A 26,690-nucleotide genomic window follows, 5' to 3' on the forward strand; every position below is an offset into this window, starting at 1 on the left:
GGATTCTTCGTGACACTCTGTCGCGGAAAGACCCCGGGCTTGCCAGATTCCCGCCCGTTTTCGCTGGCCTAATGATATCACGAAAACGCGAGACTAAAGATCTCGCGGGGGGAAGCGCAAAGCCGCAGGAGGAATAGCGGATGGTAGCGGGGGCCGATTGGTGGCGTGGCGCGGTGTTGTACCAGGTGTATCCGCGCAGTTTCGCCGATAGCGACGGCGATGGCATCGGCGATCTGAAGGGGATCGAGGCGCGGCTCGAGCATATCGCCCGCCTTGGCGTCGATGCGGTCTGGATCTGCCCCTTCTACGCCTCGCCGGGGCGCGATTTCGGCTATGACGTGTCCGACCATCTGGCGGTGGACCCGCTCTTCGGCAGCCTCGAGGATGTCGACCGGCTGCTGGAGCGCGCCCATGCGCTGGGGCTGAAGGTGCTGGTGGATCTGGTGGGCGGCCATACCTCGGACGCGCATCCCTGGTTCCGCCGCAGCCGCACCGGGCATGAGGCGCCGGAGGCCGATTGGTATGTCTGGGCCGATCCGAGCCCGGATGGCACCCCGCCCAACAACTGGCTGAGCGTCTTCGGCGGCTCCGCCTGGAGCTGGGAGCCGCGCCGGCGGCAATACTACCTGCACCATTTCCTCTCCAGCCAGCCCAGCCTGAACCTGGCCAACCCGGCGGCGCTGGAGGCGCTGCTGGCGGTGGGCGAGTTCTGGCTGAAGCGCGGCGTCGACGGCTTCCGCCTGGATGCGGTGGATTTCCTGGCGCATGACCCGGAGCTGCGCAGCAATGCCGCGCGCCCCGCGCCGGGGGGCGCGGTGCCGGCCAAGCTGTTCGGCCTGCAATGGCACCAGCACGACATGATGCATCCGCAGATCCTCGAGATCCTGCGTCGCATCCGCGCGCTGACCGACCGCTATGGCGCGGTGACGCTGGGCGAGGTCTCCAGCCAGGACGGCGCCTTCGAGCGCGTGCTGCGCTACAGCAGCGGCGAGGAGCTGCTGCACATGGCCTATACGCTGCGCCCGCTGCGCGGCGGCTTCGACCATGCGGCGGTGCGCAGCCTGCTGGAGGCGGCGGAAGGCGGCACGGAGCGCGAGGGCTGGCCCTGCTGGTCCTTCTCCAATCATGATGTCGAGCGGGCGGTGACGCGCTGGAACCCGGCCGGGCGGGAGGCACCGGCCGATCCGCGCTTCGCCCGGCTGCTGGCGTCGCTGCTGCTGTCGCTGCGCGGCAGCGTCTGCCTCTACCAGGGGGAGGAGCTGGGCCTGCCCGAGGCCGAGCTGACGCTGGCCCAGGTGCGCGACCCCTTCGGCCTGACCTATTGGCCGGAATTCAAGGGCCGCGATGGCAGCCGCACCCCGATGCCCTGGGCGGGCGGGGCGCCGCAGGCCGGCTTCTCCAGCGGTGAGCCCTGGCTGCCGGTGCCGGCCGCGCACCACGCCCTGGCGGTGGACCGGCAGGAGGAGGATTCCGACAGCCTGCTGCATGCCTGGCGCCGGCTGCTGGCGCTGCGCCGCGCCCATCCCGCCCTGCTGCGCGGCGGCATGAAGGTGCTGGACCTGCCGGCGCCGCTGGTCGGGCTGGTGCGCGACTATGCCGGGCAGCGGGTGATCGCGCTGTTCAACCTGTCGGATGCGCCGGTGCGCTGCCCGGTCTCCAGCCTGACCCTGCTGGCCGATGGCAGCAGCGAGGGGCTGGAGCTGCGCAACGGCCTGGCCACGCTGCCGCCCTATGGCGTGCTGATGGGTGAGCTGGATCCGGTGAATACCCGCATGCCGGCCTATTCGGCGATGTGAGGCGGCGCTCCGCCGCGCCCTGCGGGGCGCGGCGGGCTAGTTCCAGCGGCGCAGCAGCGCCTGCTCCTCCTCGGAGAGCGGCTGGGCGATGACCCGCTCCGGCATCTCCCAGATGATCAGCTTGGGCGGCGTGTCGCGGAAGGCCTCGCTGGCGAAGTAGTTGGTCGCCGCGCCGCTGAAGCCGCCGCCGGCCTGGGCGAAGCTGATCACCGTGCTGTCCAGCGCCTGCTGCAGCGCGCCCAGGAAATTGCCGTTCAGCGAGTAGGAGGAGCCGAGCAGCACCACTTCCGGCGCCGGCGTCTCGTCCAGCAGCCCGCCGCCGCCCGCGGGCGCGCTGCCCTCCAGCGGCGTGGTGGTGGCGCGGCGCTCGCGATCGGGGTGCGGGCGGAAGGGGTCGGGCATGTTCTCCAGGCTCATCAGCCGCAGCAGATCGCCCGGTCCGTTGCTGTCGCTATCCGCCAGGGTGGTGGCGAAGCGCTGCTCGCGCGTGAGGCCGGCGCGCGGCGGCACGCTGGCGGCGATGGCCGCCGCCGCGGCCGCCGCGCCCTCCTGGTTCCAATGCGTGTCGGTGCGGTAATAGGCGGGGTCGACGCCGCGCAGCGCCGGCAGCAGCGACAGCGCGTTCAGCCCCTGCGCCTGCAGCAGCGCCATGAAGCGGTCATGCCGCCCGCGCGCCTGGCCCGACCAGGGCGCGCCGCAGAGATGCTCCGGGTGGCGCCGCGCCTTGTCCGGCACCACGGCCACCATCAGCGTGATGTCGCGCTGCGCCAGGGCGCGGGCGGCGCGCGCCAGCCCCTCGGCGCGGGCCTGCATGTCGGCCTGGGGCTGCGGCCAGGGGCGCAGCTCCTCGGTCAGATAGAGCCAGTCATCGCAGCCGACGCGCAGCTGCGGCCCGCCGGAGCCGAACAGCCCCCAGCGGAACAGCCCGCCGGCCGCGCGCAGCGTGGCATCCGCCGGCAGCAGATGCGCCAGCACATGGTTCACCGCGCCGGTCAGCCGGCCATCGAGGAAGGCCTCGGAGGTCATCACCGACCGCAGCCGCGCCTCGGCCTGGCGGGTCGACAGCGCGGCGATGCCCTGCCAGGCGCCGAGCCCCAGCAGCAGCACGGCGGCCGCCCCCTGCAGCAGGGCGGCGCGATGCATCCAGCGTGGCTCGGTCATGGCGGCCTCAGAACTGGAAATACAGGAAGGGCACGGCGGCGCGGCTGTAGAGCAGCACGATGCCGAGCAGGAAGGCGCACAGCGGCCCGATCGCCCAGAAGGGGCGCCAGAAGGCCGACAGCTCCGCCGCCGGGCGCAGGAAGGGCAGGCGGTCGCGCGCCAGCGGCAGGTAGACCAGCAGGATGCCGATGAGGATGGTGCCCCACTGGTCCGGCGTTACCTGCCAGGCCAGCGCGTCGCTGAGCCCGGTGCCATGGGCGCCCAGCATGCCGGCATAGACGCGCAGCGCCTCCTCCAGATTGGCCGCCCGGAACACCACCCAGCCCAGGATGACGGCGAGCAGCGTCAGCGCATGGCCGGCGATCCAGGGCATGGCGCGGCCGCCATGGCTCCAGTAGCGGTGCAGCGCCAGCAGCCCGCCCTGCCAGGCGCCCCAGATCAGGAAGGTCCAGTTGGCGCCATGCCAGAAGCCGCCGATCAGCATGGTCAGGAACAGGTTGAGATAGGTGCGCCCGGCGCCGCGCCGGCTGCCGCCGAAGGGGATGTAGAGATAGTCGCGCAGGAAGCGCGACAGCGTCATGTGCCAGCGCTGCCAGAAATTCTGGATCGAGCCGGCGAGATAGGGATTGTCGAAGTTTTCCGGGAAGCGGAAGCCGATCATCAGCGCCAGCCCGATCGCCATCGCCGAATAGCCGGCGAAGTCGAAATAGAGCTGCAGCGTGTAGGCGATGGCGCCCGCCCAGGCATCGGCCAGGGTCGGCGCCTCCAGCCGGAAGATGGCATCCACCATCGGGCTCAGCGTGTCGGCGATGATCACCTTCATGGCGAAGCCGATCATGAAGCGCCGCGCGCCCATGCCGAACTGCGCCAGGGAATGGGTGCGGTGCTTCAGATCGTCGGCGATCTCGGCATAGCGCACGATCGGGCCGGCGATGAGCTGGGAGAAGATCGCCTTGTAGGTGGCGTAGCGCAGGAAGCTGTGGCTGACCGGCACCGTGCCGCGCCGCACATCGACCAGGTAGCTGACCGATTGCAGCACGTAGAAGGAGAGGCCGATCGGCAGCACGATCTCGGCCCAGCCGATGCGGCCGAGGCCGATGCCGTCCAGCACCGCGTTCAGGCTGTCGACGCCGAAATTGGCGTATTTGAACCAGCCCAGCACGGCGAGATTGCCGACCAGGCCGAACTGCATCAGCCGCTTGCCGCGCAGCGTCTGGGCGCCGACGCGCTCCATCGCCCGGGCGGTGAAGAAGGTGAACAGCGTGACGCCGAGCAGCAGCGCCAGGAAGTCGATGCGCCACCAAGCGTAGAAGGCCCAGGAGAGCACCAGCACCGGTGCGTTGCGCCAGCCTGTGGGGGTGGCGAAATAGACCGCGAAGAACAGCGGCAGGAACAGGCAAAGGAACTCGAAGGAGGCGAAGATCATGCCTGCCTCACCCCGCCGCGCGCAGGCTGCATCGCCACCCCCCTCGTCCCGGTTGCCTCAGCCGCGGATCAGCGGCGGATCTCGCGCAGCTGCGGCAGCTGGGCCAGCGTCGTGGCCAGCGCCTGGCCATAGGCGCGGTAGCCATCCACCGTGTAGTGCTGGCCGTCGAAGGTCGGCCACTGGCCGGGCTGCGACAGCTTGGTCGAATCGACATAGGTGCAGGGCGCGACGATGGTCGAGAGCAGCTGCGACATCTGCTGCACCCGCGCATAGGTCTTCATGAAGGGCCCGCCCTCGGTGCCCCAGCTCGGGCCGATCCAGACGCAGGGCAGGTTCATGGCGCGGATCTGGTCGGTCAGCGCCGTCACCTCCTCCCGCACGCTGTCGGCCGGCAGCTCGCGCCGCACATAGCCCGCCATGGTGTCGCCCATGGCGACGATGATCAGGTTCGGGCGGTATTGCTGCACCAGCTGCGGCAGCGGGGTGGTGCGGGCATCGGGGCCGCGATGGGTCTCGACCGGGCCGGACTGGATGCGCTGCGCCGTGCCGCAGGAGGCGACGCGGGCGCTGAGGAAGACGCTGGCGGGGGAGCCGCAGGCGGCGAAGGTGGCGACGCGCGCGCCCTGCTGCACCAGCTGGTCCTGCAGCGTCGTGATCAGATAGCCCTGCGAGGCGAAATGGCTGTCGCCCAGGATCAGCAGGGAGAGGCCGGCGAGCAAGGACTGCATCGGAAAACCTATGCGCTGTGGAGAGGGCAGGGGCGTCCGCCGCCCCCCTGGGCAACGAGTGTAACCGTTCCGGGTTGGCTCAAAAAGCCGCGTTTGTTTGCCAAGCGTCAGCTTTTCCGTGCTGGAGCGTCTCTTTCTGCGCCGCCCTCAGGCGGTGGGGCGCAGCATCTCGAACAGGCTGGTCACCTCGGCATAGTCTCCGCGATAGCCGCAGCGCGCCACGGGCCGCGCCGCCAGCGTGTCGAACCGCCCGTCGCGCAGGAATTCGCGACGGATATGCACGCCGATCACCTGGCCGAGCAGCAGCCAGCCGGGCAGGTCCTGGCCGTCGATGTTCTTCAGCCGCACCACCTGGGTCAGCTTGCATTCGAAGGCGGCAGGGGCGCGCGCCACCCGCGGCGGCCGCACCAGGGTGGAGGGCGCGGCTTCCAGCCCGGCGCGCTCCATCTCGTTCTGGCCATGCGGCAGCGGCGCGCAGGTCTCGTTCATCGCCTCGGCCAGCTCGCGGGAGACGAGGTTGCAGACGAATTCGCCCGTCTCCTCGACATTCAGCACGCTGTCCTTGCGGCCCTCGCTGGCGAAGCCGACGATCGGCGGGTTGCCGTGGAAGCCGTTGAAGAAGGAGTAGGGCGCCAGGTTGACCCGGCCCTGCCCGTCGATGCTGGTGATCCAGCCGATCGGCCGCGGCGCCAGCATCGCCTTGAACGGGTCATGCGGCAGGCCATGGCCCTGGCGCGGGTCGTAGAAATAGGTGTCCTGGTCCATGGCTTTCCCCTGGGGCGTTTCAGGCGCCAGCAAGCCAGCGCCGCCGCCGCTTGTCGAGGGGGGAGCGGCCCGGGCCGGGCGGCGTCAGGCCTCGCCGCTCAGCAGCCGGCGGGCCGCGGCCATGCGCGCCTCCGGGATGCGCGCGGCCAGGTCCAGCGCCGCCGGCAGCAGCCGGCGCCAGGGCAGCTTCGCCTCGCGCCGGCGCGCCACCAGCCCGGCCAGCGCCAGGCGCGGCGCCGCATCCTCGGCCAGCGGGCCCACGCTGTGGTCGGTGGTGACGTCCCAGTGCCGGCCGCGGCCCACGGTCAGCCGCAGGAAGCCGCCCATCTCCGGCACCGGCTGCGGCAGCGGCCAGATGCCCAGCACCAGCTTGTCGCCCGGCGCGCCATCATGCTTGGAGGCCACATGCAGCCGCACGCTGCGGCTGCCGGAGACGGTCAGCAGCGCGTGGCTATGGCCGAAATCGGCCACCATCCCGGTCGCCTCCCAGCCGGCGGGCAGGTGGAAATCCGCCCCCGTCTCACGGTCGATCTCCACCAGGTCGACGCCGATCAGCGCCGTCTGCCGCCGGGTGCGGCGGAACTCCCGCCGGATGGCCGGGCCGGCCGGGATGTAGCGATACTCGAACCCCGCCAGGCTGCGCGTCCCGGCCGAGAGGTCGCGCTGCCGCGCCAGGGCGGGCAGCAGGTCCGACAGCATCTGGCCGAGCTGCACCGAGACCGGGTTGTCCAGATGCATATTGTCCTTGAACAGCCGCACCCCCTGCATACCGGGGTCGACCGCCAGCCGCTCCAGCCAGGCATAGCCGTCGAAGAAGGGCAGGGCGTATTTCTCGGCGAGGCTGCGGTACAGGGCGGCGATGCGCCGGCCATCGGGGCGGAAGGACTCGACCGGCAGCAGCACCAGCACCGGCAGGCAGCCCTCGCGGGTGATGCGCGAGACCATGGCGGTCAGCGCCGCCTCCACCTGCCGCGCGCCATGCGCGCCGCTGGCCAGCAGCGTGCCGTCATTGCAGGCGAAATCGATCAGGCACAGGTCGAGGCCAGAAAAATCGATCTCCTCCTGCCGGAAGGCGAACAGGTCGGAGGAGCAGAAGCCCAGCGAGTAGTTGGCGGCCTGCAGCGTCTCCGCCTGCTGCAGCACCCGGGCCCAGCCGCCGGCGGCGACGCTGTTCGAGGTGCCGATGACGGCGATGCGCGGCCTGGCCTCCGCGGCCGGCGCGGCGGCGGCCGTGGCGGCGGCGGGGGAGGGGGCGTCGGTCACGGGCGTCGGGGCGTCGGGCGCGGTCATGCGGCGACTTTGCGGCGTCGCGGCCCGCGGTCAAGCCAAACCGGCGGCAGCGGGGCCGGCGCCGCCCGCGCTGCCGGCTTGCCGCCGCCGCCGCCGCGGTGTTTGCTGCAGCCGAGGGGCGCGCCGAGACGCCCCGCGCCAGTCCTGGTTCCCTTCGAGGAGACAGGCCCCGATGCTTCGCCGTTCCTTCCTGGCCGGCACCGCCGCCGCCACGATGCTGCCCCGGCCCTCGCTCGCGCAGCCCGCCGCCGCGCGGGTGCTGAAATACGTGCCGCAGACCGACCTCACCGTCACCGACCCGGTGATGACCACGGCCTACATCACCCGCACCCATGGGCTGATGATCTGGGACCAGCTCTACGCCCTCGATTCCGACCTGCGGGCGCAGCCGCAGATGGTGGAGGGCCACACGGTCGAGGAGGATGGCAAGCGCTGGACCTTCCGCCTGCGCGAAGGCCTAGTCTTCCATGATGGCGAGCCGGTGCGCGGCCGCGACTGCATCGCCTCCATCCGCCGCTGGGCGCAGCGCGACGCGCTGGGCCAGGCGCTGCTGGCGCGCCTCGACGAGATGAGCGCGCCGGATGACCGCAGCTTCGTCATCCGCCTGAAGCGCCCCTATGGCGCCATGCTGGACACCCTGGCCAAGATCGGCCCCTCCGCCCTGTTCATCATGCCCGAGCGCCTGGCGGCCACCGAGGCGACGCGGCCGATCCCGGAGATCATCGGCTCCGGCCCCTTCCGCTGGAAGGCGGATGAGCGGGTGGTCGGCGCCCGCGTCGTCTATGAGAAATTCGACCGCTACCGCCCGCGCGAGGGCGGCGCCGTCTCCTGGGCCTCGGGGCCCAAGCAGGTGCAGTTCGACCGCGTCGAATGGCATGTCATGCCGGACCCGGCGACCGCCGCCGCGGCGCTGACCAATGGCGAGGTCGATTGGTGGGAGAACCCGCCCAACGACCTGCTGCCGGTGCTGGAGCGCAGCCGCAACATCGCGACGCAGCTGGGCACCCCGCTCGGCACCATCGGCACCGGCATCTTCAACCATCTGCACGCGCCCTTCGACAAGGCGGCGGTGCGGCGGGTGGTGATGGAGGCGATGTCGCAGGAGGATTGCATGATGGCGGCGGCGGGCACCGACCCGCAGCTCCGCCGCAGCGGCGTCGGCCTCTTCACCCCCGGCACGCCGATGGCGAGCGAGGCCGATCTCGGCCCCATCACCAACCGTCGCGACATCGAGACGCTGAAGCGGGCCCTGGTCGAGGCCGGCTACAAGGGCGAGCGTGTGGTGCTGATGATCCCGACCGACCAGGCGGCGCTGGCCGGCATCGGCGAGGTCTGCCTCGACACGCTGCGGCGGCTGGGGATGAATGTGGAGCCGGCGGTGTCCGACTGGGGCACGCTGGTGCAGCGCCGCGCCAGCAAGGCGCCGCCCGACCAGGGCGGCTGGAACATCTTCAACACCACCTGGGCCGGGCTCGACATGATCAACCCGGTGGTCACCCAGGTGCTGCGCTGCAATGGCGAGCGCGGCTTCTTCGGCTGGCCCGACATCCCCCGCATCGAGGAGCTGCGCGACGCCTGGCTGGAGGCGCCCGACGTGCCGGCCCAGCAGCGCATCGCGGCCGAGCTGCAGAAGGTGGCGATGCAGGAAGTGCCCTTCATCCCGACCGGCCAGTATTTCTACAAGACCGCCTATCGCCGCAGCCTGACCCAGGTGCCGGACGGCATGTTCGTCTTCTGGGGTATCCGCCGCGCCTGAACCGCCCTTAACTGGCCGGCCAAGGACGCGAAGGGGGGCGGGCCCGCCCGCCCCCGCCCGACTGGAGAATGCGAGACCGATGAGCACCCTCGACCATATCCGCCGCTACCATGACGAGCTGACCGCGCTGCGCCAGGATCTGCACGCCCATCCGGAGCTGGGGCTGGAGGAGCACCGCACCGCCGCCATCGTCGCCGAGAAGCTGGAAAGCTGGGGCATCGAGGTGCATCGCGGCATCGGCCGCACCGGCGTCGTCGGCGTGGTGCGCGGCCGGCCGGGCAACCGCGCGGTCGGCCTGCGCGCCGATATGGACGCGCTGCCGATGCAGGAGATGACGGGGCTGCCCTATGCCTCGACCGTGTCGGGCAAGATGCATGCCTGCGGCCATGACGGCCACACCGCCATGCTGCTGGGCGCCGCCCGCTGCCTGGCGGAGACCCGCGATTTCGACGGCACCGTGAACCTGATCTTCCAGCCCGGCGAGGAAGGGGTCGGCGGGGCGCTCGCCATGCTGGAGGACGGGCTGCTGGAGCGTTTCCCCTGCGACACGCTGTTCGGCATGCACAACGCGACCGGCCTCGATGTCGGGCAATACGCCATCGGCGCGGGGCCCTTCATGGCCGGCGGCGCCTTCTTCGACATCACCGTGCACGGCAAGGGCTCGCATGGCGCGCGGCCGGAAGTCAGCATCGATCCGGTGCTGACCGCCTGCCATATCGCCGCCGCGCTGCAATCCATCGTCTCGCGCAACATCTCCCCGCGCGAGACCGCGGTGGTCAGCGTCACCAAGGTGACCGGCGGCGACGCCTACAACGTCATCCCGCAAAGCGCGACGCTGTCCGGCACCGCCCGCTTCTTCAGCAAGGAGGTGGCGCAGCAGATCGAGGAAGGGCTGAAGCGCGTGGCCGAGGGCATCGCCGCCGGCTTCGGCGCCACGGCGGAGCTGGATTTCCGCCTGATCTTCGCGCCCACCATCAACGATCCGAGCGCCACCACCGCGCTGGCCGATGCCGCCGCCGAACTCGTGGGCGAGGACAAGGTGAACCGCAACCGCGAGCCGGTGATGGGCTCGGAGGATTTCTCCTTCATGCTGGAGAAGGTGCCCGGCGCCTATATCCATGTCGGCAACGGGCCGGGCGCCTCGGCGCACAACCCGCATTACAACTTCAATGACGAGGCCATCCCCTACGGCGCGGCGCTCTATGTGCAGGTGGCGCGGAAGGCGCTGGGGACCAAGGAGTAATCAAAGGATCCAGGGGCGCTGCCCCTGGACCCCGCCGGGGGGACAGGGTCCCCCGGACCCCGCCCTGCGTTACCGATGCAGCCCGGCCAGGCGCAGCGCGCGGCGCCAGGGGGAGACCTCCTGCGCCTCGCCCTGCGCATTCACCTCGAAGGCGCGGTCGCGCGGCGCCTCCAGGCCCCAGAATTCCAGGATGGCATGGGTGGAGGACAGGCCGACATCCAGCAGATGCGGCCCGGCCTCGCCCAGCCGCGCCGCATCCAGCGGCACGCCATGCGCCAGCCCCGGCACCGCATGCGACTCCAGCGCCAGCCGGCCCGCCGCGTCGCGCCAGCGGCGGCGGGTGAACACCTCCTCCTGCGCCAGCTCATCCGGCTGGGTCGGATCCAGCCCGTGCAGCGCCGCCCATTGCTTCACCAGCTCATCGGCATTGCCCGGGGCCACCGTCTCATCCGCCAGCCCCTGCCAGACCGACAGCACCGGCCAGGCCCCGCGATGCGGCGAGGCCGCCCGCACCGCCGCCGCCCGCTCCTCCGCCGGGCGGCTGGCCGGGTGGAACATGGCGTCCAGCGCCTGGCCCGCGCTGCGCGCCGCGCCATAGGGCAGCCCGGCCAGCACCGCCCCGCCGGCGAACACCTCCGGATAGGCCGCCAGCATGGCGACACTCATGGCGCCCCCCGCCGACAGGCCGGTGATGTAGACGCGCCGCCGGTCCAGCGCGTGGCGCTGCAGCATCGCCTCCACCCCCTGCTGGATCGAGGCGACCTCGCCCGCGCCGCGCGTCACATCGGCCAGCTCGAACCAGTTGAAGCAGAGATGGCTGTTGTTCTCCCGCCGCTGCTCCGGCAGCAGCAGCGCGAAGCCCAGCCGCTCCGCCATGGCGGACCAGCCGCAGCCGCGCTCATAGCCGGCGGCATCCTGGGTGCAGCCATGCAGCGCCACCACCAGCGGCGCGCCCTGCGGCAGCCCGGCGGGGCGGTATTCCAGCAGGCGCAGCTGGCCGGGATTGCTGCCGAAATCCGTCAGCTCGGTCAGGTGGTCGGGCAGCGGGGGCAGCTCGGCCGCCTCGCCACCCATCAGCCGTGACCAGCGCTGGCGCAGCCGGATCATCTCGTCCAGCCCGTTCAGGATGTCAGCCAAGGCAGGCCCTTTCCATCGCGCAGACCATCTCATGCTGCGCCGCAACATCATAACGCTGCGGCGCAGCAAAGGTCACAGGGGATTTCGGGCGGCAGCCTTGCCCTCGGCGCGCATGGAGAAAAGGTAACCGCCGGGGGAGGGTTTGCAGCCCCCGCATCCTCGGATAGCAGGAAAGCCGGTTTCGGCAGGAGGAATGGCAGGATGGATTTCGCTCAGCAGCTGCGCGGCAAGCGTGTCGTGGTCACCGGGGCCTGCGGCGTGATCGGCCGCTGGATCGTGCAGAGCTTCGCCGAGGCCGGCGCCATCCTCTGCCTGACCGACGCCAATGCCACGGCGCTCGAGGCGCTCGCCGCCGCGACCGCGCTGGGCGAGGGCGGCTTCGCCCAACCCGCCGATCTGCGCGACGCCGCGGCGATCGAGGCGCTGGCGGAGCAGATCGGCACCCGCTGGGGCGCGGCCGATGTGCTGGTCAACAATGCCGGCATCTACCCGAGCGGCTTCCTGCTCGACATCGACGCGGCCGAATGGGACCGCATCATGGACATCAATCTGCGCGCGCCCTTCATCCTGACCCGCGCCCTGGCGCGGCAGATGGTGGCGAAGGGCGTGAAGGGTAATGTGGTCAACATCTCCTCCGGCGCCTCGCGCAAGATGCGCCGCTCGGTCGCGCCCTATTGCGTCTCCAAGACGGCGCTGGACCGGCTGACCAAGGGCTTCGCCATCGAGCTGGCCGAATACGGCATCCGCGTGAACGCGCTGGAGCCCGGCTTCGCTCCCGGCAGCAGCGCCAGCCCGCTGACCGACGCGCATGTCGCGACCACCACGGCCAATATCCCGCTCGGCCGCGGCACCTCGGCCGAGGACATCGCCAACGCCCTGTTCTACCTGGCGAGCCCGGCCGCCGCCTATGTCACCGGCGCCACGCTCAGCGTCGATGGCGGCAATTCCATCGGCAGCCTGGCGGTCTATCAGGACAAGAAGTCGGCGCTGTGAGCACGCCCCTCTTCGCCCCCCGGCCGGATTATGTCTGGCCGGAGGGGAAGCGCAGCGCCTTCTGCTTCAGCGTCGATGTCGATTCGGACGCGCCCTATCTCTGGGGCCAGCGGCAGCCGGGCGATGCGCGTCGGCTGGGCCAGCTGGAGATCCGCCGCTTCGGCCTGCGCCAGGGCCTGCCGCGCATGCTCGACCTGCTGGACCGCTACGGCGTGCGCGGCAGCTTCTTCGTCCCCGGCGCGGTGGCCGAGGCCAATCCCGACCTGCTGCCCGGCCTGCTGGCGCGCGGCCATGAGATCGGCCTGCATGGCTGGTTCCACGAGATCGTCGGGCAGAGCAGCGAGGCCGAGTTCGCCGAGGCCCTCGACGCCTCGATCGCGCTGTTCCGGCGCCAGACCGGCCAGCGCCCGCGCCTCTTCCGCTCCCCCGCCTGGGAGATGACCGAACCCATGCTGGCCGAGCTGCGCCGCCACGGCCTGTGGGACAGCTCGCTGATGGGCTTCGACCACCCCTATGAGGTGGAAGGCGTGGTCGAGCTGCCGGTGCAATGGGCGCTGGACGACGCGGTCTTCTACAAATTCTCCGCCCTGCCGGCCGATCGCGGCGCGCCCTGGCCCTCGGGCCCCGTGCTGCAGAGCTGGCTGGAGGAATGGGAGGCGCTGCACCGCCTCGGCCAGATGATGATGCTGACGGTGCATGACTGGATTTCCGGCCGCGCCCAGCGCCTGGCGCTGCTGGAGAGGCTGCTGGCCCGCATCACCGCCGAGCCCGCCTGCTGGGTGGCGACCGCCGGGGAGATCGCCGCCTGGCATGCCGGTTCGGTCAATGCCGGGCGCTTCGCCGTGGCGGCCGAGATCCCGCCCCCGGTCGAGCCGCGCCGATTCGGCCGCGGCGCCGGCTGAAGCGCCAGCCTGGCCGGCGGGGACCCCCGGCCAGGCTTGAGCCTGGCCGGGCGGATCATGGCCACGGCATGAAAAACCCGCTGGGCGGCGCAGGAAGCACTGGCGCCCGGGCGGCCGGGCGGGACAATAAGCCCAAGCGGGAGGAAGGCGCCGCCCTCCTCCCCGCCCCCCCTGCTGGCGGCGCAGGGGCGGCGCCTGCTACCCTGCCGCAAGGTCGCGCCTCGAAAGCCTCGCCGCATGCGGTTCACCCGTCGCCACGCCCTCTCCCTGCTGCCGGGCCTCGCCCTGCCCGTGCTGCTGCCGCCGGCGCTGCGCGCCCAGACCGCCCCGGCCCCGGCCGCCACCCCTTCGGGCGAGGGCGACCTGGTCTTCGTGCTGAATTCGGGGGAGGCCAATATCCTCGTCCTCGACGCCGCCACGCGGGAGGAAAAGCGCCGCATCCCGGTGCTGCGCGAGGTGCACCACCTGGCGCTGACGCCGGATGGCAGCACGCTGATGGTGGGCGATTCCGGCGCCAATGAGATGCTGTTCCTCAACCCGCTGACCGGCGAGCTGATCAGGCGGGAGGCGCTGTCCAACCCCTACCATCTCGGCTTCAGCCCGGATGGGCGCACCCTGGTCATCACCAGCCTGCGGCGCGACCAGGTGGACATCTATGGCTGGGACGGCGCGGCGCTGAGCCTGCGCAAGCGCCACTCCATGCCCGACATGCCGAGCCACCTAGCCTTCCGGCCGGACAACAAGGTCGTCTACGTCACCCTGCAGGGCAACGGGTTGCTGGCCGCGATCAGCCTGGAGACGCTGGAGCCGCTCTGGACGATGGAGATCGGGCCGGAGCCGGCGGGGGTGATCTGGCACAAGGACCGGCTGCTGGTCGGCATCATGGGCGGCGACTATGTCGCGGTCGCCGACCCCGAGACCCAGAGCATCGAGCGCCGCATCACCATCGGCCGCGGCGCGCATGCGCTGTTCATGGGGCCGAAGAACGACATCATCTACGCCACCAGCCGCGTCGACAGCCGCATCAGCCTGATCGACGCCAACACGCTGGAGGTGGTGCGCAGCCTGCGCGTGCCGGGCGGGCCGGATGATCTCAGCTTCGACCCGCAGGGCCGCATCTGGGCGACGCTGCGCTGGACCGGCCGTGTCGCGGTGGTCGAGCCGGAGAGCGGCAAGATCGAGGTGATCCGCACCGGCCGCTCGCCGCACGGCATTCTCTACGCCGCCGCCGCCGCGCTGCGCGCGCCCGCCACCAACTGAGGCCGGTGGCCATGTCCGGCACGCTCCTGAAGCGGCGGCGCCTGCTGGCCGGCGCGCTGGGCGCTGGCCTTGCCGGCCCGGCCGCCGGCGCCCTGGCGCAGCCCGCAGCACCCGCTGTCGGCCGCTGCCGCGCCGGCACGCTGTACCTGACCATCGACACGGGCTGGGGGCGGGAGGCGGAGCGCATCGCCGCGGCGCTGCGGGCGCGCGGCCTGCGCGCCACGCTCTTCGTCGCCAATGAGCCGGATTTCCGTGGCGGCACCACGCTGGACGAAGCCTGGGCCCCGTTCTGGCGCGCCCGCGCCGCCGAGGGCCATGCCTTCGCCAGCCACACCTGGCGGCACTGGTATTTCGGCGCCGATCCCGGGGCGGGGCGGGTCCGCTACGCCTCCCGCCGCCGTGGCGAAGGCGCCGAGACGCTGGATGGCCCTGGCCTCTGCGCCGAGCTCGCCCGCCCGATCGAGGCGCTGCGCCGCATGGCGCCGGAGGCGCGGGTGCTGCCGCTATGGCGCGCGCCCGGTGGCCGCACCACGCCCAACGCGCTGCGCCTGGCGTCCGCCTGCGGGCTGCGCCACCAGGGCTGGACGGCGCGCGGTTTCCTGGGGGACGAGCTGGACAGTAGCGCCCATCCCAATGCCGCGCTGCTGGCCCAGGCGCTGCGGCAGATCCGCGATGGCGAGGTGCTGATCATGCATTGGGGCGTGCGCAGCCGGCGCCAGCCCTTCGCCGAGGTGTTCGAGCCCCTGCTGGACGGGCTGCTGGAGCGTGGCTTCTGCTTCGCCACGCTCCCCGAGACCGGCATCTGAGGAGAGAGGCGCATGTGGAACGCGCTGCAGGATGGCTGGGACCAGGTGAATGGCTGGATCTTCGAGACGCTGGTCCAGCCGGCGCTGTTCTCGCTCGGCCTGATGGAATGGGCCGAGGACGCCTTCGAATGGATCGACTTCGCCCTGTTCGGCCTGCTGCAGGTGGTCATCATCTACCTGGTCTGCCGGCCGCTCGAGGCCTGGAAGCCGGTGGAGCCGCGCGAGGACCGGCGCAGCATCCGCACCGATATTTTTTATACGTTGCTCACCAGGCTGGGCCTGCTGCCGCTGGTGGCCTTTATCCTCTTCGCCTCGGTGGAGGCGCGGCTCTCCGGCCTGGTGGCCGATAGCGGCTGGATCCCGCCGACGCTGGAGACGATGTTTCCAATCCTGCGCGAATGGCCGCTGCTGGCGCTCTGCGTCTACATCGTGGTGCTGGATTTTGGCGAATACTGGCGGCACCGCTTCCAGCACATGTTCGGCTGGTGGTGGGCGCTGCATTCCATCCATCACGCGCAGCGGCAGATGACCTTCTGGACCGATGACCGCAACCACATCATCGACGATGTGCTGGGCGCCATCTGGTTCGGCGCCATCGCGCTGGCGATCGGCGTGCCGCCGGGGCATTTCCCGATCGTCGTGGTGGTGCTGCGGGTCGCCGAATCGCTGAGCCACGCCAATGTCCGCCTCTCCTTCGGCCGGGTGGGCGAGCGGCTCTTCGTCTCGCCGCGCTTCCACCGGCTGCATCATGGCGAGCTGGGCTCGGGCGAATCCGGCAAGAATTTCGCCGTGCTGCTGCCGGTCTGGGACTGGATCTTCGGCACCGCCGATTTCCGCCGCGACGTCTTCCCGCGCACCGGCGACCCGGAGCTGCCGGAGGCGATGGCGACCGGCGGCTGGCTGCGCCAGCAATGGATCGGCCTGCGCCGCATGGGGGCGGCGCTGGTCGGGCGCTGAACCGGACATGAAAAAAGGGCCGCCCCTGGCCAGGGGCGGCCCTGTCCGTCAGCGCAGGACCTCAGCCGCGCGGGCGCAGCCCGGCATCGGTCAGCTCCACCGCCTGCAGATCGATGCGCATGCTGCCGCGAATGTCGTTCACCGCCATCTGCTGGATCTGCCGCAGCTGCGCCGGGTTGTTCTTGGCGCCCGTCACCGCCGCCGAGATCAGCGCCGCCTGGATCAGCGCCAGGTCCGCGACCTCCTGCCGCTCGGCATCGCCGGCATTGGTGAGCGCCGGGATGCGCTGCATCGCCTCGGCCATCTGGTTGCGCAGCGCCGTCATCTGCGCCGGGGTCGGGTCATCGTCGCGGCCGCGCGAGGCCATCCAGGCCCCGGCCAGCCGCACCGCCATGACATCGGCGATATCGTCCATGCGCAGCCCATAGGGCTGCATCCAGCGCTCGATCACGCCGAAAATGTCCTGGCTGGTGAAGAAGCGCTCGATCTCGGCGCCGGCGGCGGGGTTGGTGGCGCGGGCGGCCTGCACCATGCGGTTGATGGCGGCCTGGCGGCGCGCCGGGTCGGCGTTGAAGCGCAGCGGCCCGGCGGCCGTGGCGGCGGGCGGCTGGGTGGGGGCAGGGGCCGGCGTCACCGGGGCGGGCGCGGCGGGGCCGGAGGGGGGCAGGCCCGGCAGCGCCGCCTGCGGCGACACCGGGGCCGGCTGGGCCGGGGCCGCGCCGGCGGGGCCCTGCTGGCCCGGCGGCACGATGCCGGTCAGGGCCAGGCTGTTGCCGAGCAGCCCCATATCCAGCCCGCCCTGCTGAGCCGGGGGCTGGGCCGCCGGCTGGGCCATCACCGCGCCGGGCGCCGCCAGGCCGCCGAGCAGCGCCAGGCGCAACAGGAGTTTCGCTGTGCTCTGCATGCGTTTTCCTTTCCGCTGGCGTACGCATAGGGCGAAGCGCGCCGCGGCGGCCTTCACAGGCGCCGGAGCGGCTTCACGATCCGTGGCGGAAGGCGCGGCGGCTCAGCCGCCGGGGCGCGGCGCGGCGGGCGGCAGTTCGGGCAGGATCAGCCCGATGGGCAGGCGGTTCAGCGCCTCGGCCTCGGCCAGCAGGGCGAGGTCCAGCGCCGCCAGCGGCCCGCGCGCCAGGCAGAAGACGCCCAGCAGGAGGAGCACCCCCAGCAGCAGCGGCAGCGCGGCCGCGGGGAGCCAGCGCGCCCCGGGGCTGGGCGGGAGGGTTGCCGGGCGGTTCATCGGGCGGGCTCCGCCAGATTCGGGGGCGGCGGCGCCAGCGGCGCCAGGCGGCGGGCCAGCCAGCCGGCCCAGAGCCCGGCCCGACGCGGCGTGGCGCCGCGGCCCGGGGACAAGGCGCCGGGGAACAGGGAGCTTGCGGACAAGGAAGCCGGGGCAAAGGGGCGCGGGGCGTCAGGATGGCCGGGCCGGTCGACGCTCCAGGCGGGAAGGCGGGCCATGCGGACACCTCGCTTTTGCTGGCGCCAGCCTAGCAGCCCCGGTGACGGAGTGTAAACAGACCGGTCGGTTTCTTTCTCGTGAGAAGGATGAATTTGTCCTGTCCCCGCAAGGATCAGCCGGCGCGCGAGGCCGGCCTGGCCGCCGGCGGCGCGGCCCAGCGGCGTTCCTCCAGCAGCTGTTCGAACAGCCGGTCGCGCTCCGCCTCGGAGAGCGGGCAGACCCCGAGCAGGGCGCCGAACAGCAGGCCGCGCGCCGCCAGCCAGCGCAGCGTCGCCAGATCGGCATCCGCCGCCTCACCGCGCAGCACCTCCAGCTTGGTGGCGGACAGCGCGCGCATCGGCGCCAGCAGGGCCGGCTCCTCGGCCAGCGCGCCGAACAGGGCGAAGGCGACGCTGGAGGGGCCGGACAGCGCCTCGCGCATGGTGGCGATCTGCGCCGCCAGGCGCGGCTGCGCCTGCTCGGCATGCGCCTCGGCATAGTCGCGGGCGAAGGCCTCGAACTGCGCCGTCTGGTGCTCCAGCAGCGCCTTCAGCACCGCCGCCTTGCTGCGGAACTGATGGGTCAGCGCGCCCTTGCTGATGCCGCATTCGCGGGCGATGGCGTCCAGCGTCAGCCGCCCCGGCCCGTCGCGGGCGATGATCGCCAGCGCCGCCTGGATGACGGCGCTGCGCGTGCGCTCGGAGCGTGTGGCATTGTCCATGGCGGCCTCCTTCGGGCCGCCTGAAGGGTGGGCGGCACGGCGCCGCCCCGATTAGCGCAGCGCGCCGCCCGGAAACAGACCGCCTGGGCGGTTTTTTTATGGCGCCACCAGACGCAGCTTCACCTGGCCGCAGGCGGCGACATCCTCGATGGCCAGCGCCCCCGCCGCCTCGGCGAAGCCGATGCCATTCTGCCGCAGCACGGCGCGGGCGGCATCGAGGTCGCGCACGGCGACATCGATGCCGGCGCCGGCGGGCTCGCCCGGCGGCAGGGCCGGGCCCCCCGGCAGCGCGCGCCGCACCCGGAACAGGCCCTGGCCGGTGCGCACCGCCTTGCCCTCCGGCTCCTCGATCACCGCCTCCGCCCCGAACAGCCTTGCCAGCCGCGCCAGCACCGGCGCCGGGTCGGCGGCGACATAGGTCACCGCCGCCACATGCGTCGCGCCATTGGCGTGGCGCATCCAGTCCGGCACCCAGAGCAGATGCGGCCTGTGCTGCTGCGCCAGGAAATGGCCGATGCGCGGCAGCTCGGGATCGACGCTGACCTCCAGCGAGACCACCGCCTCATCCCATTCCCCGCCCGGCGGGCGGACGCGGCGGCGGAAGCCGATGGAGCCCTGGAAGCGCGCGCCGCGCGCCTCCATCGCCGCGCGGTCGGCGGCCGCGTCGCGGCTGTGCAGGGCGACGAGGGCGATGCCCTCGCGCTCGGCCAGGGCGTCGCGCATATGCCGGCCGAAGCGGAATTCCCCGGCCGGCAGGGCGTCGATCAGGCTCTCGTCATAGAGGCCCATCAGCTCCAGCGCCGAGCGCTCCAGCACGGCCAGGCTGGTGCTGGTGCCCCAGGGATGCCGGCCGACCGGCGTCATGGTGAAGCCCAGGCGCTGGTAGAAGCCGCGCCCCGCCTCGATGTCGCGCAGCAGGATCAGCGGGTGGTCGATCCCGGGCAGGGGGGTCATGCGGCGCTCTCCGGCAGGTCGGCGGGGAAATAGGGGTGGCGGTGGCTCCGGCGCGGTGTCGCCGGGTTGCCGGCCATGGTGCTGCGCGGCGCCACATCGGCCAGCACCACGCTGCCGGCGGCGACCACCGCATAGGCGCCGATCTCGATCGGCCCCAGCAGCGTCGCCCCCGCCCCCAGCACCGCGCCGCGCCGCACCTTCGGGTGCCGGTCGGCGCCGCCCTGGGTCAGGGTGCTGCCCAGGGTGACGCCGTGCCAGAGGCTGACATCATCCTCGATCACCGCCGTCTCCCCCACCACCAGCCCGAGGCCGTGGTCGAGGAAGAGCCGCTGCCCGAAGCGCGCCGCCGGGTGGATATCGGCGCCGAGGCTGGCCGCCGCCTCGGTCTTCAGCGCCATGGCGAGCTCCGTGCGGCCCTGCTGCCAGAGCCGGTGCGCCGCGCGATGCGCCAGCAGCATGTGGAAACCCCGCCCGCCGATCCAGCTGCCGAGCAGCCCGCCCGGCTCGAAATTGCGCGTGGTGATGGCGTCCAGATCGGCCAGGGCGGCGGCGACATCCTGCGGCTGCGCCGCGAACAGCGTCTCCGCCAGCGGGCGTAGCGCGCCGGGTTCCAGCCAGGCGGGGCGCAGCAGCCGCGCCAGCAGCGCGGCCAGGCCGGCGGCCGGCCCCCGCGGCAGCTCCGCCAGCGCGACGGCCAGCGCGGGTTCGCGCCCGGCCAGGGCGGCGGCCTCCTCCGACAGGCGGCGCCAGGTCGCGTCGATGCTCTGCTGCATGCCCATCCTCCCGGGTGCCGGCAGGATCGGCGGCGGCGGGCGCGGCGACAAGCCCCGCCGGCCGGAACGGCGCGTTGCCGCGGCGGCAACGGGGGCCCAGGATGGCGGCATGGATGCCCGCTACTCCGTCCCCGCCGCCCTGCGCAACCGCGACCCGATCCTGGCCATGCTGCGCGAGGCCCTGCCCCCCGCCGGGCTGCTGCTGGAGATCGCCAGCGGCAGCGGCGAGCACGCTCTGCACTGGGCGCGGCACCTGCCGGGCTGGACCATCCAGCCCAGCGACGCCGATCCGGCGGCGCGCGCCAGCATCGATGCCTGGGCGCGGGAGGCGCCGCCGGGCCGGCTGCGCCCGGCGCTGGCGTTGGACGCGGCGGCCGCGGCGTGGCCCATCGCCCGGGCCGATGCGGTGCTCTGCATCAACATGATCCATATCGCGCCCTGGGCGGCGACGCCCGGCCTGCTGCGCGGCGCCGCGCGTTGCCTGGCGCCGGGCGCGCCGCTGATCCTCTACGGCCCGTTCCGCCGCGCGGGCCAGGTGCTGGAGCCCAGCAATGCCGCCTTCGATGCCAGCCTGAAGCAGCGTGACCCGGCATGGGGGCTGCGCGGGCTGGAGGAGGTGGCGGCGGAGGCAGCGGGCGCCGGCTTCGGCCCGGCCGATCTCCACCCCATGCCGGCCAACAATCTGGGCGTGGTGTTCCGCCGCCTCGGCTGACCGCGGCTCTTCAGCCTTCCTTGACGCGGCGGCGCGACACTGCACTGCCGGGCCGTGCGCATCCCGCCGGCCCGGCCGCCCCTGCAGGAAGGAGGAGCCGCATGTGCGCCTGGAGGCGTGCCGCCCGCATCATGGCGGTGCTGGGTCTGGCGGGCGGGCTGCTGCTGCCGGGCCCCGCCGCGCTCGGCCTCGGCCCCGGCCCGGCCGGCGCCGGGACGGCGGAGGCGGCCGAGCTGGTCCGCTTCACCACCGAGGATGCGGCGGCGCGGGAGGCGGTGCGCCAGGCCCGCCACTGGCAGATCCGCAAGGCGCAGGAGGCGGGCATCACCCCGCGCATCGCGACCGCGCGGCATGATCTGGATGGCGACGGGCTGGCCGAGATCATCGCGGTGGTGCAGGCGCCGGATCGCTGCGCCGCGCTCGGCCAGCGCAACTGCCCGCTGATCATTCTGCACCAGCCGGCGCCCGGCCGCTTCCTGGAGGTCGGCAGCTTCTTCGGCGATGCGGTGCAGCTGCTGGACAGCCGCAGCCAGGGCTGGCTGGACCTCGAGACCCGCTTCACCAAGGGCCCCTGGCGCCGCACCACCTGGAACGGGCTGCTCTACCGGCTGCGGCGCTGAGCGAGGTCGCGGTTCCCCCGCCGCCGCGTCCCGGCCATACTCCAGCCTTCGGGGCGCGCGCCGCGCCCGCCGGGCGATGGAGGCTCGCATGAGCGTCGAGGATGATCCCGCCATGACCCTGCCCGCGGGGCTGGAGCAGGTGATCCTGCCCCGCATGCACGATGTCGGCGGCTTCGCCGTGCGCCGCGCCCTGCCGGCGCGCGGGCGGCAGATGATCGGGCCCTTCATCTTCTTCGACCAGATGGGGCCGGGCGAGTTCCTCTCCGGCCAGGGGCTGGATGTGCGGCCGCATCCGCATATCGGCCTCTCCACCGTGACCTATCTGTTCGAGGGCGCCATCCAGCACCGCGACAGCCTGGGCACCGACCAGAGCATCCGCCCCGGCGATGTCAACTGGATGACCGCCGGGCGCGGCATCGTCCATTCCGAGCGCACGGCGCAGCAGGACCGGCCCGGCGGCTCGCGCCTGGCCGGCATCCAGTCCTGGGTGGCGCTGCCGGCCGCCGAGGAGGACCGGGCGCCGGATTTCGCGCATCACGAGGCTGCCACCCTGCCGCTGTGGCAGGAGGCCGGCATGCGGGTGCGGCTGATCGCCGGCGAGGCCTGGGGCGAGCGCGCGCCGGTCGCGGTGCGCAGCCCGCTCTTCTACGCCGACGCCATCCTGCCGCCCGATGCGAGGCTGCCGCTGCCCGACCAGCATGAGGAGCGCGGCGCCTATGTGCTGGAGGGCGAGGTGAGCCTCGCCGGCGACAGTTTCGGCCCCGGCCGCATGCTGGTCTTCCGCGCCGGGGACAGGCTGGCGCTGCGCGCGGGTCCGCAGGGCGCGCGGCTGCTGCTGCTGGGCGGCGCGGTGATGGACGGGCCGCGCCACATCTTCTGGAATTTCGTCTCCGCCTCGCGCGAGCGGATCGAGCAGGCCAAGGCCGATTGGAAGGCGGGGCGCTTCCCGCTGGTGCCCGGTGACGATCAGGAATTCATCCCGCTGCCGGAGCTGCGGGTGCGCGCCGGCAGCGGCGGCGCGCCGCCGGGCTGAGGCGCGCCGGCCCGCCCTGCGCTACCGCGCCACGGCGTATTCTTGCGGGAAGGTCTGCAGCGAGCTTTCCACCACCGTCACCGCGCCATCGATCAGCCCGCAGCGGCCGCTGCCGGGCAGGATGCGGCACAGGCTGTTCAGCGCGCGCAGATCCTCCGCCGTGCCGCGCCCGCCCTCGATGCGGTCCAGCAGTCGGGCCAGCTGGAAGGTGCCGGCCTTGCAGGGCGGGCATTGCCCGCAGGAGCCGGCGGCGAAGAAGGCGATGTATTCCGCCACCTTGCGCACGATGCTGGTGCCTTCGGAGATCACGATCATCGCGCCGGTGCCGAGCCGCGATTGCCGCGCCCGCACGCTGTCGAAATCCAGCGCCACGTCGAGATCCTGCTTGGTCAGCAGCGTGTTGGAGGGACCGCCGGTGAACACGGCCTTGAAGTCGCGCCCCTCCAGCATGCCGCCGCCATGGGTGAAGATCAGCTCCTGCAGGCTGGTGCCCATCGGCAGCTCGTAGAGGCCGGGGCGCATCACATCGCCCGACAGCGAATAGAGCTTGGTGCCCACCGCCTCGCCCCGGCCGAGGCCGCGGAACCATGCGACGCCCTGGGCGAGGATGAAGGGGATATTGGCCAGGGTCTCGGTGTTGTTGATCAGGGTCGGCGCGCCGCCCACCCCCTGCTCGGCCGGGAAGGGCGGCTTGCGGCGCGGGAAGGGGAAGCTGCCCTCCAGCCAGGAGATCACCGCCGTCTCCTCGCCGCCGATATAGCGGCCGGAGGATTCGACGACGGTCAGCGCGACCGCATGGCCCAGCGCCTCCTCGACGGCGCCGAGCAGCGCATGGCCGCGCCATTGCGCGACGGCGCGCCGCGCCTCGGCCACCGCCTCCGCCTCATGCGGGTTGATGTAGAGCACGAGATGGGAGGCATCGACGGCCAGCGCCGCGATCAGCCCGCCCTCGATCACCGCATGCGGTGTCCAGCGCAGCAGGTGACGGTCCTTGAAGGTGCCGGGCTCGTCCTCATTGCCGTTGCAGACGACATATTTGCCGCCCGCGCCCTGCTGCGCCACGGCCTGCCATTTGCGCCAGGTGGGGAAGCCGGCGCCGCCCATGCCGCGCAGCCCGGATTGCTCCAGCAGCGGGATGATGCCGGCGCGGTCGGCGAGCGCCGCGGCGAGGCCCTCGCCGCCGCCCACCGAGAGCCAGGCGGCCAGATCGGCGCCGAGCTTGCGGGCGGGATGCAGCAGGACCTGGTTGAGATGGGACATGTCGGTCTCTCCTGCCGCGCTCACGCCGCCTGGTGCCGGCGCAGGTCGAAGGGGGCGTAGTCGGGGTAGAGGGCGGGCGCGCGCGGCGCGCGCGGCAGCCCGGCCTGCGCCAGGGCGCGCTGCCAGCGATGCAGATGCTCGATGCCGCCGCGGGTGGAGGCCACGCCCTGCAGCGCCGCCGCATGCGCGCCGGCGCGGCGGCCGAAGCTGATGATCTCCAGCAGCGCATTGCCCATCAGCCGGTTGCGGCCATGGATGCCGCCCGACACCTCGCCCGCCGCGTAGAGGCCGGGAATGCTGGTGGCGCCATTTCCGTCGATCACCGCGCCGCCATTCTGGTAGTGCAGCGTCGGCGCCACCAGGAAGGGCCGCTCGCGCGGGTCGAGCGCGCATTTCTGCGCCAGGTGCTTCAGCCCGATCAGCCGCGTCTCCAACAGCTGCGGCTCGCGCGCCAGCAGCGAGGGCGTGTCGAGGAACACGCCGCGCTGGCCCTCCTGCAGGACGCCGCGCCCCTCCGCCAGCTCGCGCAGGATGGCGGCGGCGACGACGTCGCGCGGCGACAGCTCGTCGACGAAGCGGTTTCCCAGTCCATTGACCAGCCAGGCCCCGGCGGAGCGCACCGCCTCGGAGATCAGCCCGCCCGCCAGATGCGCCGGATGCGCGACACCCGTCGGGTGGTACTGGAAGGAATCGAGATCGCGCAGCTTCGCCCCCAGCCGGTAGGCCAGCACCAGCCCGTCCGCGGTCGCGCCGTAATGGTTGGAGGTGGGGAAGCCGCTGAGATGCAGCCGCCCGCTGCCACCGGTGGCCAGGATCACCGCCGGGCTGCGCAGCAGCTTCAGGCGGCGATGCTCCAGATCGTAGAGCACGGCGCCGACGCAATGGCCATGCTCGTCGGAGAGCAGCTCCACCGCCGGGCAGCGATGCAGCACGGTGATGCGCGGATGCATCTCCACCGCCTCGCGCAGCACCCGCATCAGCTCGAGGCCGGTGAAGTCGCGATGGCTGAGGATGCGCCGCGCGCTGGTGCCGCCGGCCGGCTTGCGCAGCAGCCGCGCGCCGAGCCCCGCCTCGGTCTCCAGGTCGAAATGCATGCCGAGGCCGATCAGCCAGCGGATCACCGCCGGCCCGTCGGAGACCATCTGCGCCACCAGCGACGGCTCGCCACGGCGATGGCCGCCATTCAGCGTGTCGTCGAAATGCCGCTGCAGGCTGTCCTCCGGCCCGACCGCCGCCTGGATGCCGCCCTCGGCCATCACCGTGTTGCTGTCACCCAGCCGCAGCTTGGTGGCCAGCACCACATGCCGGCCGGCCGCCGCCGCCTCCAGCGCCGCCGCCGCGCCGGCGCCGCCGCCGCCCAGCACCAGCAGGTCGGCGCGGCGGGTCTCGGCGCCGGCCAGGTCGGCATCCTCGATCAGCGCATTGCTCTGCAGCAGCGCGGCCAGCGCCGGGTGGCACGGGTCGCCGGCATTGGCGCCGATGGTCAGCGCCACGCGGGCATTGGCGCCATGGTCCGGGTGATGCGCGGCCAGCAGCGCCTGGATGCCATCCGCATCCAGCGCCGGCGGCGTGGCCCGGGCGGCGCCGGGCAGGGCGGCCAGCGCCTGGGCGTAGGGGATGCCGCTCATGCCGCGCCCTCCGCCCGGTTCTCCTCGGGGCCGGCATCGGGCAGCACCACCCGCATCTCGCCGCTTTCGATCTCGCGCAGCCTGCGCACCAGGTCGATCGGCCGCAGGGTCAGCGCGGCGGTGGAGCGGCGCACGAACAGGCCGAGATGGTTGGGCCGGATATGTTCGGGGCAGGCCAGGGTGCAGAGATTGCACATGACGCATTCGTCGAACACCGCCGCCGCTGCGGCGAAATCGCCCTCGACGCTGAGCTCGACACCCTTCTGCACCGCCAGACCCTTGGGGCAGGCGCGGTCGCAGCCGCTGCAATGGCGGCAATGCGCCGCCTCGGGGAAGCTCTCATGCAGCGCGTCGAGCAGTTCCCAGCCCTCGCCCAGCGCGTCCAGCCGGTAGTCATGCTGCCGCTCGGGCGCGAAATAGTCGATGAAGCTGACCTGCATGCCGGGCTCGACACGGGTCTCGCAGGCCAGCCTTGTCTCCACCGCGCGCTCGCCCTCGCGCCGCACCATGCAGCGGCAGGAGCCGCAGACGCCCTGGCCCATGCAGCCGATATTGGCGGTCAGCGCCGTGCCGCCGCGCGCCGCCGCCTGCAGGATGGAGGCGGTCGCGTCGGCCTCCAGCAGCTCGCCATCGATGGTCAGGCGGATGCGGTCGGAGGGTGCCTCCGGCGGGGCGGCGGGGGGGCCGGGCTGCTGCTCTGGACGGTCCATGACGCGGTCGCGCTCCCTTCTGGCCATGGCGGGGCCATGGCGGGCCGGGACGGGGGCAGCCATCCCGGCCATACCTTGCGATCGGCGGCCCCCGGGGCGGCGGGCCTTGCGCGGAAGCTTCGGGTGCGGGCGGGATTTTGCAAGGGCCCAGGCGGCCGATCCGGCGCCTGCCGGCACACGCAGCGCTGAATTGACAGCGAGGGCCGCCGCCGCTTGCCTGCCGCCATCCGCAACAGTTCCGAGGATGCCGGGTCGCGCCGCGGCCGAAGCCCTGATGCCGCCGCTGCCCGCCCTTGCCCGACCGGTCCCGCCGCTGCAGCGCCTGGCGCTGCGCCGCGACGATGCCTTCCCGCTGCGGGCGGAGGCGCTGGGCTTCACCTTCCACACGCCCGAGGGGCGCGAATACTGGGTGCGCGACGCCTGCTATGCGCTGACGCCGGAGGCCATCGCGGCGATGGAGGCGGCGGCGCGCGAATTGGCGCCGATGCTGGACGCGGCGGCGTCGCGCATCGTGGCGCGCGGCGATTATGCCGCGCTCGGCTTCACCCCGCGCCTGGCCGCGCTGGTCGAGGCCTCGCACCGCGCCGCCGAGCCCTCGCTCTATGGCCGCTTCGATTTCCGCCT

26 protein-coding genes are annotated in these 26,690 nt (G+C 72.6%); 12 read left to right on the top strand and 14 right to left on the bottom strand.

Annotated elements, in window-relative coordinates; genetic code table 11:
• Positions 1-140: 140 nt before the first annotated feature.
• Positions 141-1,796 (top strand): alpha-amylase family glycosyl hydrolase, encoded by a 1,656-nt coding sequence (locus QE401_RS03695; protein ID WP_307136914.1) that lies wholly within the window; start codon positions 141-143, stop codon positions 1,794-1,796.
• Between the two features lie 36 nt (positions 1,797-1,832).
• Here QE401_RS03695 and QE401_RS03700 read toward each other — a convergent pair whose 3' ends face one another.
• From QE401_RS03700 to QE401_RS03720, 5 genes are all read right to left on the bottom strand, one after another.
• A complete protein-coding gene (locus QE401_RS03700; protein ID WP_307136915.1) occupies positions 1,833-2,957 on the bottom strand; it encodes an alginate O-acetyltransferase AlgX-related protein in 1,125 nt (374 codons plus the stop codon).
• Between the two features lie 7 nt (positions 2,958-2,964).
• A complete protein-coding gene (locus QE401_RS03705) occupies positions 2,965-4,383 on the bottom strand; it encodes an MBOAT family O-acyltransferase (RefSeq protein ID WP_307136916.1) in 1,419 nt (472 codons plus the stop codon).
• A gap of 68 nt (positions 4,384-4,451) precedes the next feature.
• Positions 4,452-5,111 (bottom strand): SGNH/GDSL hydrolase family protein, encoded by a 660-nt coding sequence (locus QE401_RS03710; RefSeq protein ID WP_307136917.1) that lies wholly within the window; start codon positions 5,109-5,111, stop codon positions 4,452-4,454.
• Positions 5,112-5,258: 147 nt separating this feature from the next.
• Positions 5,259-5,876 (bottom strand): flavin reductase family protein, encoded by a 618-nt coding sequence (locus QE401_RS03715; protein ID WP_307136918.1) that lies wholly within the window; start codon positions 5,874-5,876, stop codon positions 5,259-5,261.
• Positions 5,877-5,960: 84 nt separating this feature from the next.
• Positions 5,961-7,166: an SGNH/GDSL hydrolase family protein gene (locus tag QE401_RS03720; protein ID WP_307136919.1), complete on the bottom strand. Its 1,206-nt coding sequence runs from the start codon at positions 7,164-7,166 to the stop codon at positions 5,961-5,963.
• A 172-nt stretch (positions 7,167-7,338) separates the two neighbouring features.
• Between QE401_RS03720 and QE401_RS03725 the strand changes: the two genes are divergently transcribed.
• Both QE401_RS03725 and QE401_RS03730 read left to right on the top strand, forming a co-directional pair.
• Positions 7,339-8,922: an ABC transporter substrate-binding protein gene (locus tag QE401_RS03725; protein WP_307136920.1), complete on the top strand. Its 1,584-nt coding sequence runs from the start codon at positions 7,339-7,341 to the stop codon at positions 8,920-8,922.
• A gap of 79 nt (positions 8,923-9,001) precedes the next feature.
• The gene (locus QE401_RS03730; protein WP_307136921.1) at positions 9,002-10,165 is read left to right on the top strand and encodes a M20 aminoacylase family protein; all 1,164 of its coding nucleotides are present in this window, start codon (positions 9,002-9,004) and stop codon (positions 10,163-10,165) included.
• 69 nt (positions 10,166-10,234) lie between these two features.
• Here QE401_RS03730 and QE401_RS03735 read toward each other — a convergent pair whose 3' ends face one another.
• Positions 10,235-11,302, bottom strand: coding sequence for an extracellular catalytic domain type 1 short-chain-length polyhydroxyalkanoate depolymerase (locus QE401_RS03735; RefSeq protein WP_307136922.1), 1,068 nt, complete (start codon positions 11,300-11,302; stop codon positions 10,235-10,237).
• A 201-nt stretch (positions 11,303-11,503) separates the two neighbouring features.
• Here QE401_RS03735 and QE401_RS03740 point away from each other — a divergent pair, with 201 nt between their 5' ends.
• From QE401_RS03740 to QE401_RS03760, 5 genes are all read left to right on the top strand, one after another.
• On the top strand, positions 11,504-12,295 hold the full coding sequence (locus QE401_RS03740; protein WP_307136923.1) for an SDR family NAD(P)-dependent oxidoreductase: 792 nt from the start codon (positions 11,504-11,506) through the stop codon (positions 12,293-12,295).
• The gene (locus tag QE401_RS03745) at positions 12,292-13,197 is read left to right on the top strand and encodes a polysaccharide deacetylase family protein (RefSeq protein ID WP_307136924.1); all 906 of its coding nucleotides are present in this window, start codon (positions 12,292-12,294) and stop codon (positions 13,195-13,197) included. The genes QE401_RS03740 and QE401_RS03745 overlap by 4 nt, the downstream gene beginning before the upstream one ends.
• Positions 13,198-13,434: 237 nt before the next feature.
• Complete coding sequence (locus QE401_RS03750) at positions 13,435-14,457, top strand: YncE family protein (protein ID WP_307136925.1); 1,023 nt, start codon at positions 13,435-13,437, stop codon at positions 14,455-14,457.
• A gap of 11 nt (positions 14,458-14,468) precedes the next feature.
• Positions 14,469-15,263 carry a polysaccharide deacetylase family protein gene (locus QE401_RS03755; RefSeq protein WP_307136926.1) on the top strand — a complete coding sequence of 265 codons (795 nt, stop codon included), beginning with the start codon at positions 14,469-14,471 and terminating at the stop codon, positions 15,261-15,263.
• 12 nt (positions 15,264-15,275) lie between these two features.
• A complete protein-coding gene (locus tag QE401_RS03760) occupies positions 15,276-16,220 on the top strand; it encodes a sterol desaturase family protein (RefSeq protein ID WP_307136927.1) in 945 nt (314 codons plus the stop codon).
• Positions 16,221-16,281: 61 nt separating this feature from the next.
• Here QE401_RS03760 and QE401_RS03765 read toward each other — a convergent pair whose 3' ends face one another.
• The 5 genes from QE401_RS03765 to QE401_RS03785 form a co-directional block, all read right to left on the bottom strand.
• Positions 16,282-17,124, bottom strand: coding sequence for a DUF6683 family protein (locus tag QE401_RS03765; RefSeq protein WP_307136928.1), 843 nt, complete (start codon positions 17,122-17,124; stop codon positions 16,282-16,284).
• 102 nt (positions 17,125-17,226) lie between these two features.
• Positions 17,227-17,457, bottom strand: a complete 231-nt coding sequence (locus tag QE401_RS03770) for a hypothetical protein (protein WP_307136929.1) — start codon at positions 17,455-17,457, stop codon at positions 17,227-17,229.
• Between the two features lie 331 nt (positions 17,458-17,788).
• A complete protein-coding gene (locus QE401_RS03775) occupies positions 17,789-18,376 on the bottom strand; it encodes a TetR/AcrR family transcriptional regulator (protein ID WP_307136930.1) in 588 nt (195 codons plus the stop codon).
• Between the two features lie 96 nt (positions 18,377-18,472).
• Positions 18,473-19,330 carry a VOC family protein gene (locus QE401_RS03780; protein ID WP_307136931.1) on the bottom strand — a complete coding sequence of 286 codons (858 nt, stop codon included), beginning with the start codon at positions 19,328-19,330 and terminating at the stop codon, positions 18,473-18,475.
• Positions 19,327-20,103 carry a serine O-acetyltransferase gene (locus QE401_RS03785; RefSeq protein WP_307136932.1) on the bottom strand — a complete coding sequence of 259 codons (777 nt, stop codon included), beginning with the start codon at positions 20,101-20,103 and terminating at the stop codon, positions 19,327-19,329. The genes QE401_RS03780 and QE401_RS03785 overlap by 4 nt, the downstream gene beginning before the upstream one ends.
• A gap of 109 nt (positions 20,104-20,212) precedes the next feature.
• On the opposite strand from QE401_RS03785, the gene QE401_RS03790 reads away from it, so the two are divergent.
• The 3 genes from QE401_RS03790 to QE401_RS03800 all read left to right on the top strand — a co-directional run bounded on the left by QE401_RS03790 (position 20,213) and on the right by QE401_RS03800 (position 22,468).
• Positions 20,213-20,815: a DUF938 domain-containing protein gene (locus QE401_RS03790; protein ID WP_307136933.1), complete on the top strand. Its 603-nt coding sequence runs from the start codon at positions 20,213-20,215 to the stop codon at positions 20,813-20,815.
• A gap of 101 nt (positions 20,816-20,916) precedes the next feature.
• On the top strand, positions 20,917-21,435 hold the full coding sequence (locus tag QE401_RS03795) for a hypothetical protein (protein ID WP_307136934.1): 519 nt from the start codon (positions 20,917-20,919) through the stop codon (positions 21,433-21,435).
• An 88-nt stretch (positions 21,436-21,523) separates the two neighbouring features.
• Positions 21,524-22,468, top strand: a complete 945-nt coding sequence (locus tag QE401_RS03800; protein WP_307136935.1) for a pirin family protein — start codon at positions 21,524-21,526, stop codon at positions 22,466-22,468.
• A 21-nt stretch (positions 22,469-22,489) separates the two neighbouring features.
• Here the strand turns inward: QE401_RS03800 and QE401_RS03805 are convergent, their stop codons facing one another.
• Genes QE401_RS03805 through QE401_RS03815 form a run of 3 tightly spaced genes read right to left on the bottom strand, consistent with a single transcriptional unit; the run spans position 22,490 to position 26,066 of the window.
• The gene (locus QE401_RS03805) at positions 22,490-23,728 is read right to left on the bottom strand and encodes a complex I 51 kDa subunit family protein (protein ID WP_307136936.1); all 1,239 of its coding nucleotides are present in this window, start codon (positions 23,726-23,728) and stop codon (positions 22,490-22,492) included.
• A gap of 20 nt (positions 23,729-23,748) precedes the next feature.
• The gene (locus tag QE401_RS03810) at positions 23,749-25,356 is read right to left on the bottom strand and encodes an FAD-binding protein (RefSeq protein WP_307136937.1); all 1,608 of its coding nucleotides are present in this window, start codon (positions 25,354-25,356) and stop codon (positions 23,749-23,751) included.
• Positions 25,353-26,066 (bottom strand): 4Fe-4S dicluster domain-containing protein, encoded by a 714-nt coding sequence (locus tag QE401_RS03815; protein ID WP_307136938.1) that lies wholly within the window; start codon positions 26,064-26,066, stop codon positions 25,353-25,355. The genes QE401_RS03810 and QE401_RS03815 overlap by 4 nt, the downstream gene beginning before the upstream one ends.
• Positions 26,067-26,340: 274 nt before the next feature.
• On the opposite strand from QE401_RS03815, the gene QE401_RS03820 reads away from it, so the two are divergent.
• On the top strand, positions 26,341-26,690 hold a 350-nt coding region (locus QE401_RS03820; protein WP_307136939.1), incomplete at its 3' end, for a glutathionylspermidine synthase family protein.

Origin of the sequence: Pseudoroseomonas cervicalis (assembly GCF_030818485.1) — a bacterium.
In the GTDB taxonomy this organism is placed as follows: Bacteria; Pseudomonadota; Alphaproteobacteria; order Acetobacterales; family Acetobacteraceae; genus Pseudoroseomonas; species Pseudoroseomonas cervicalis_A.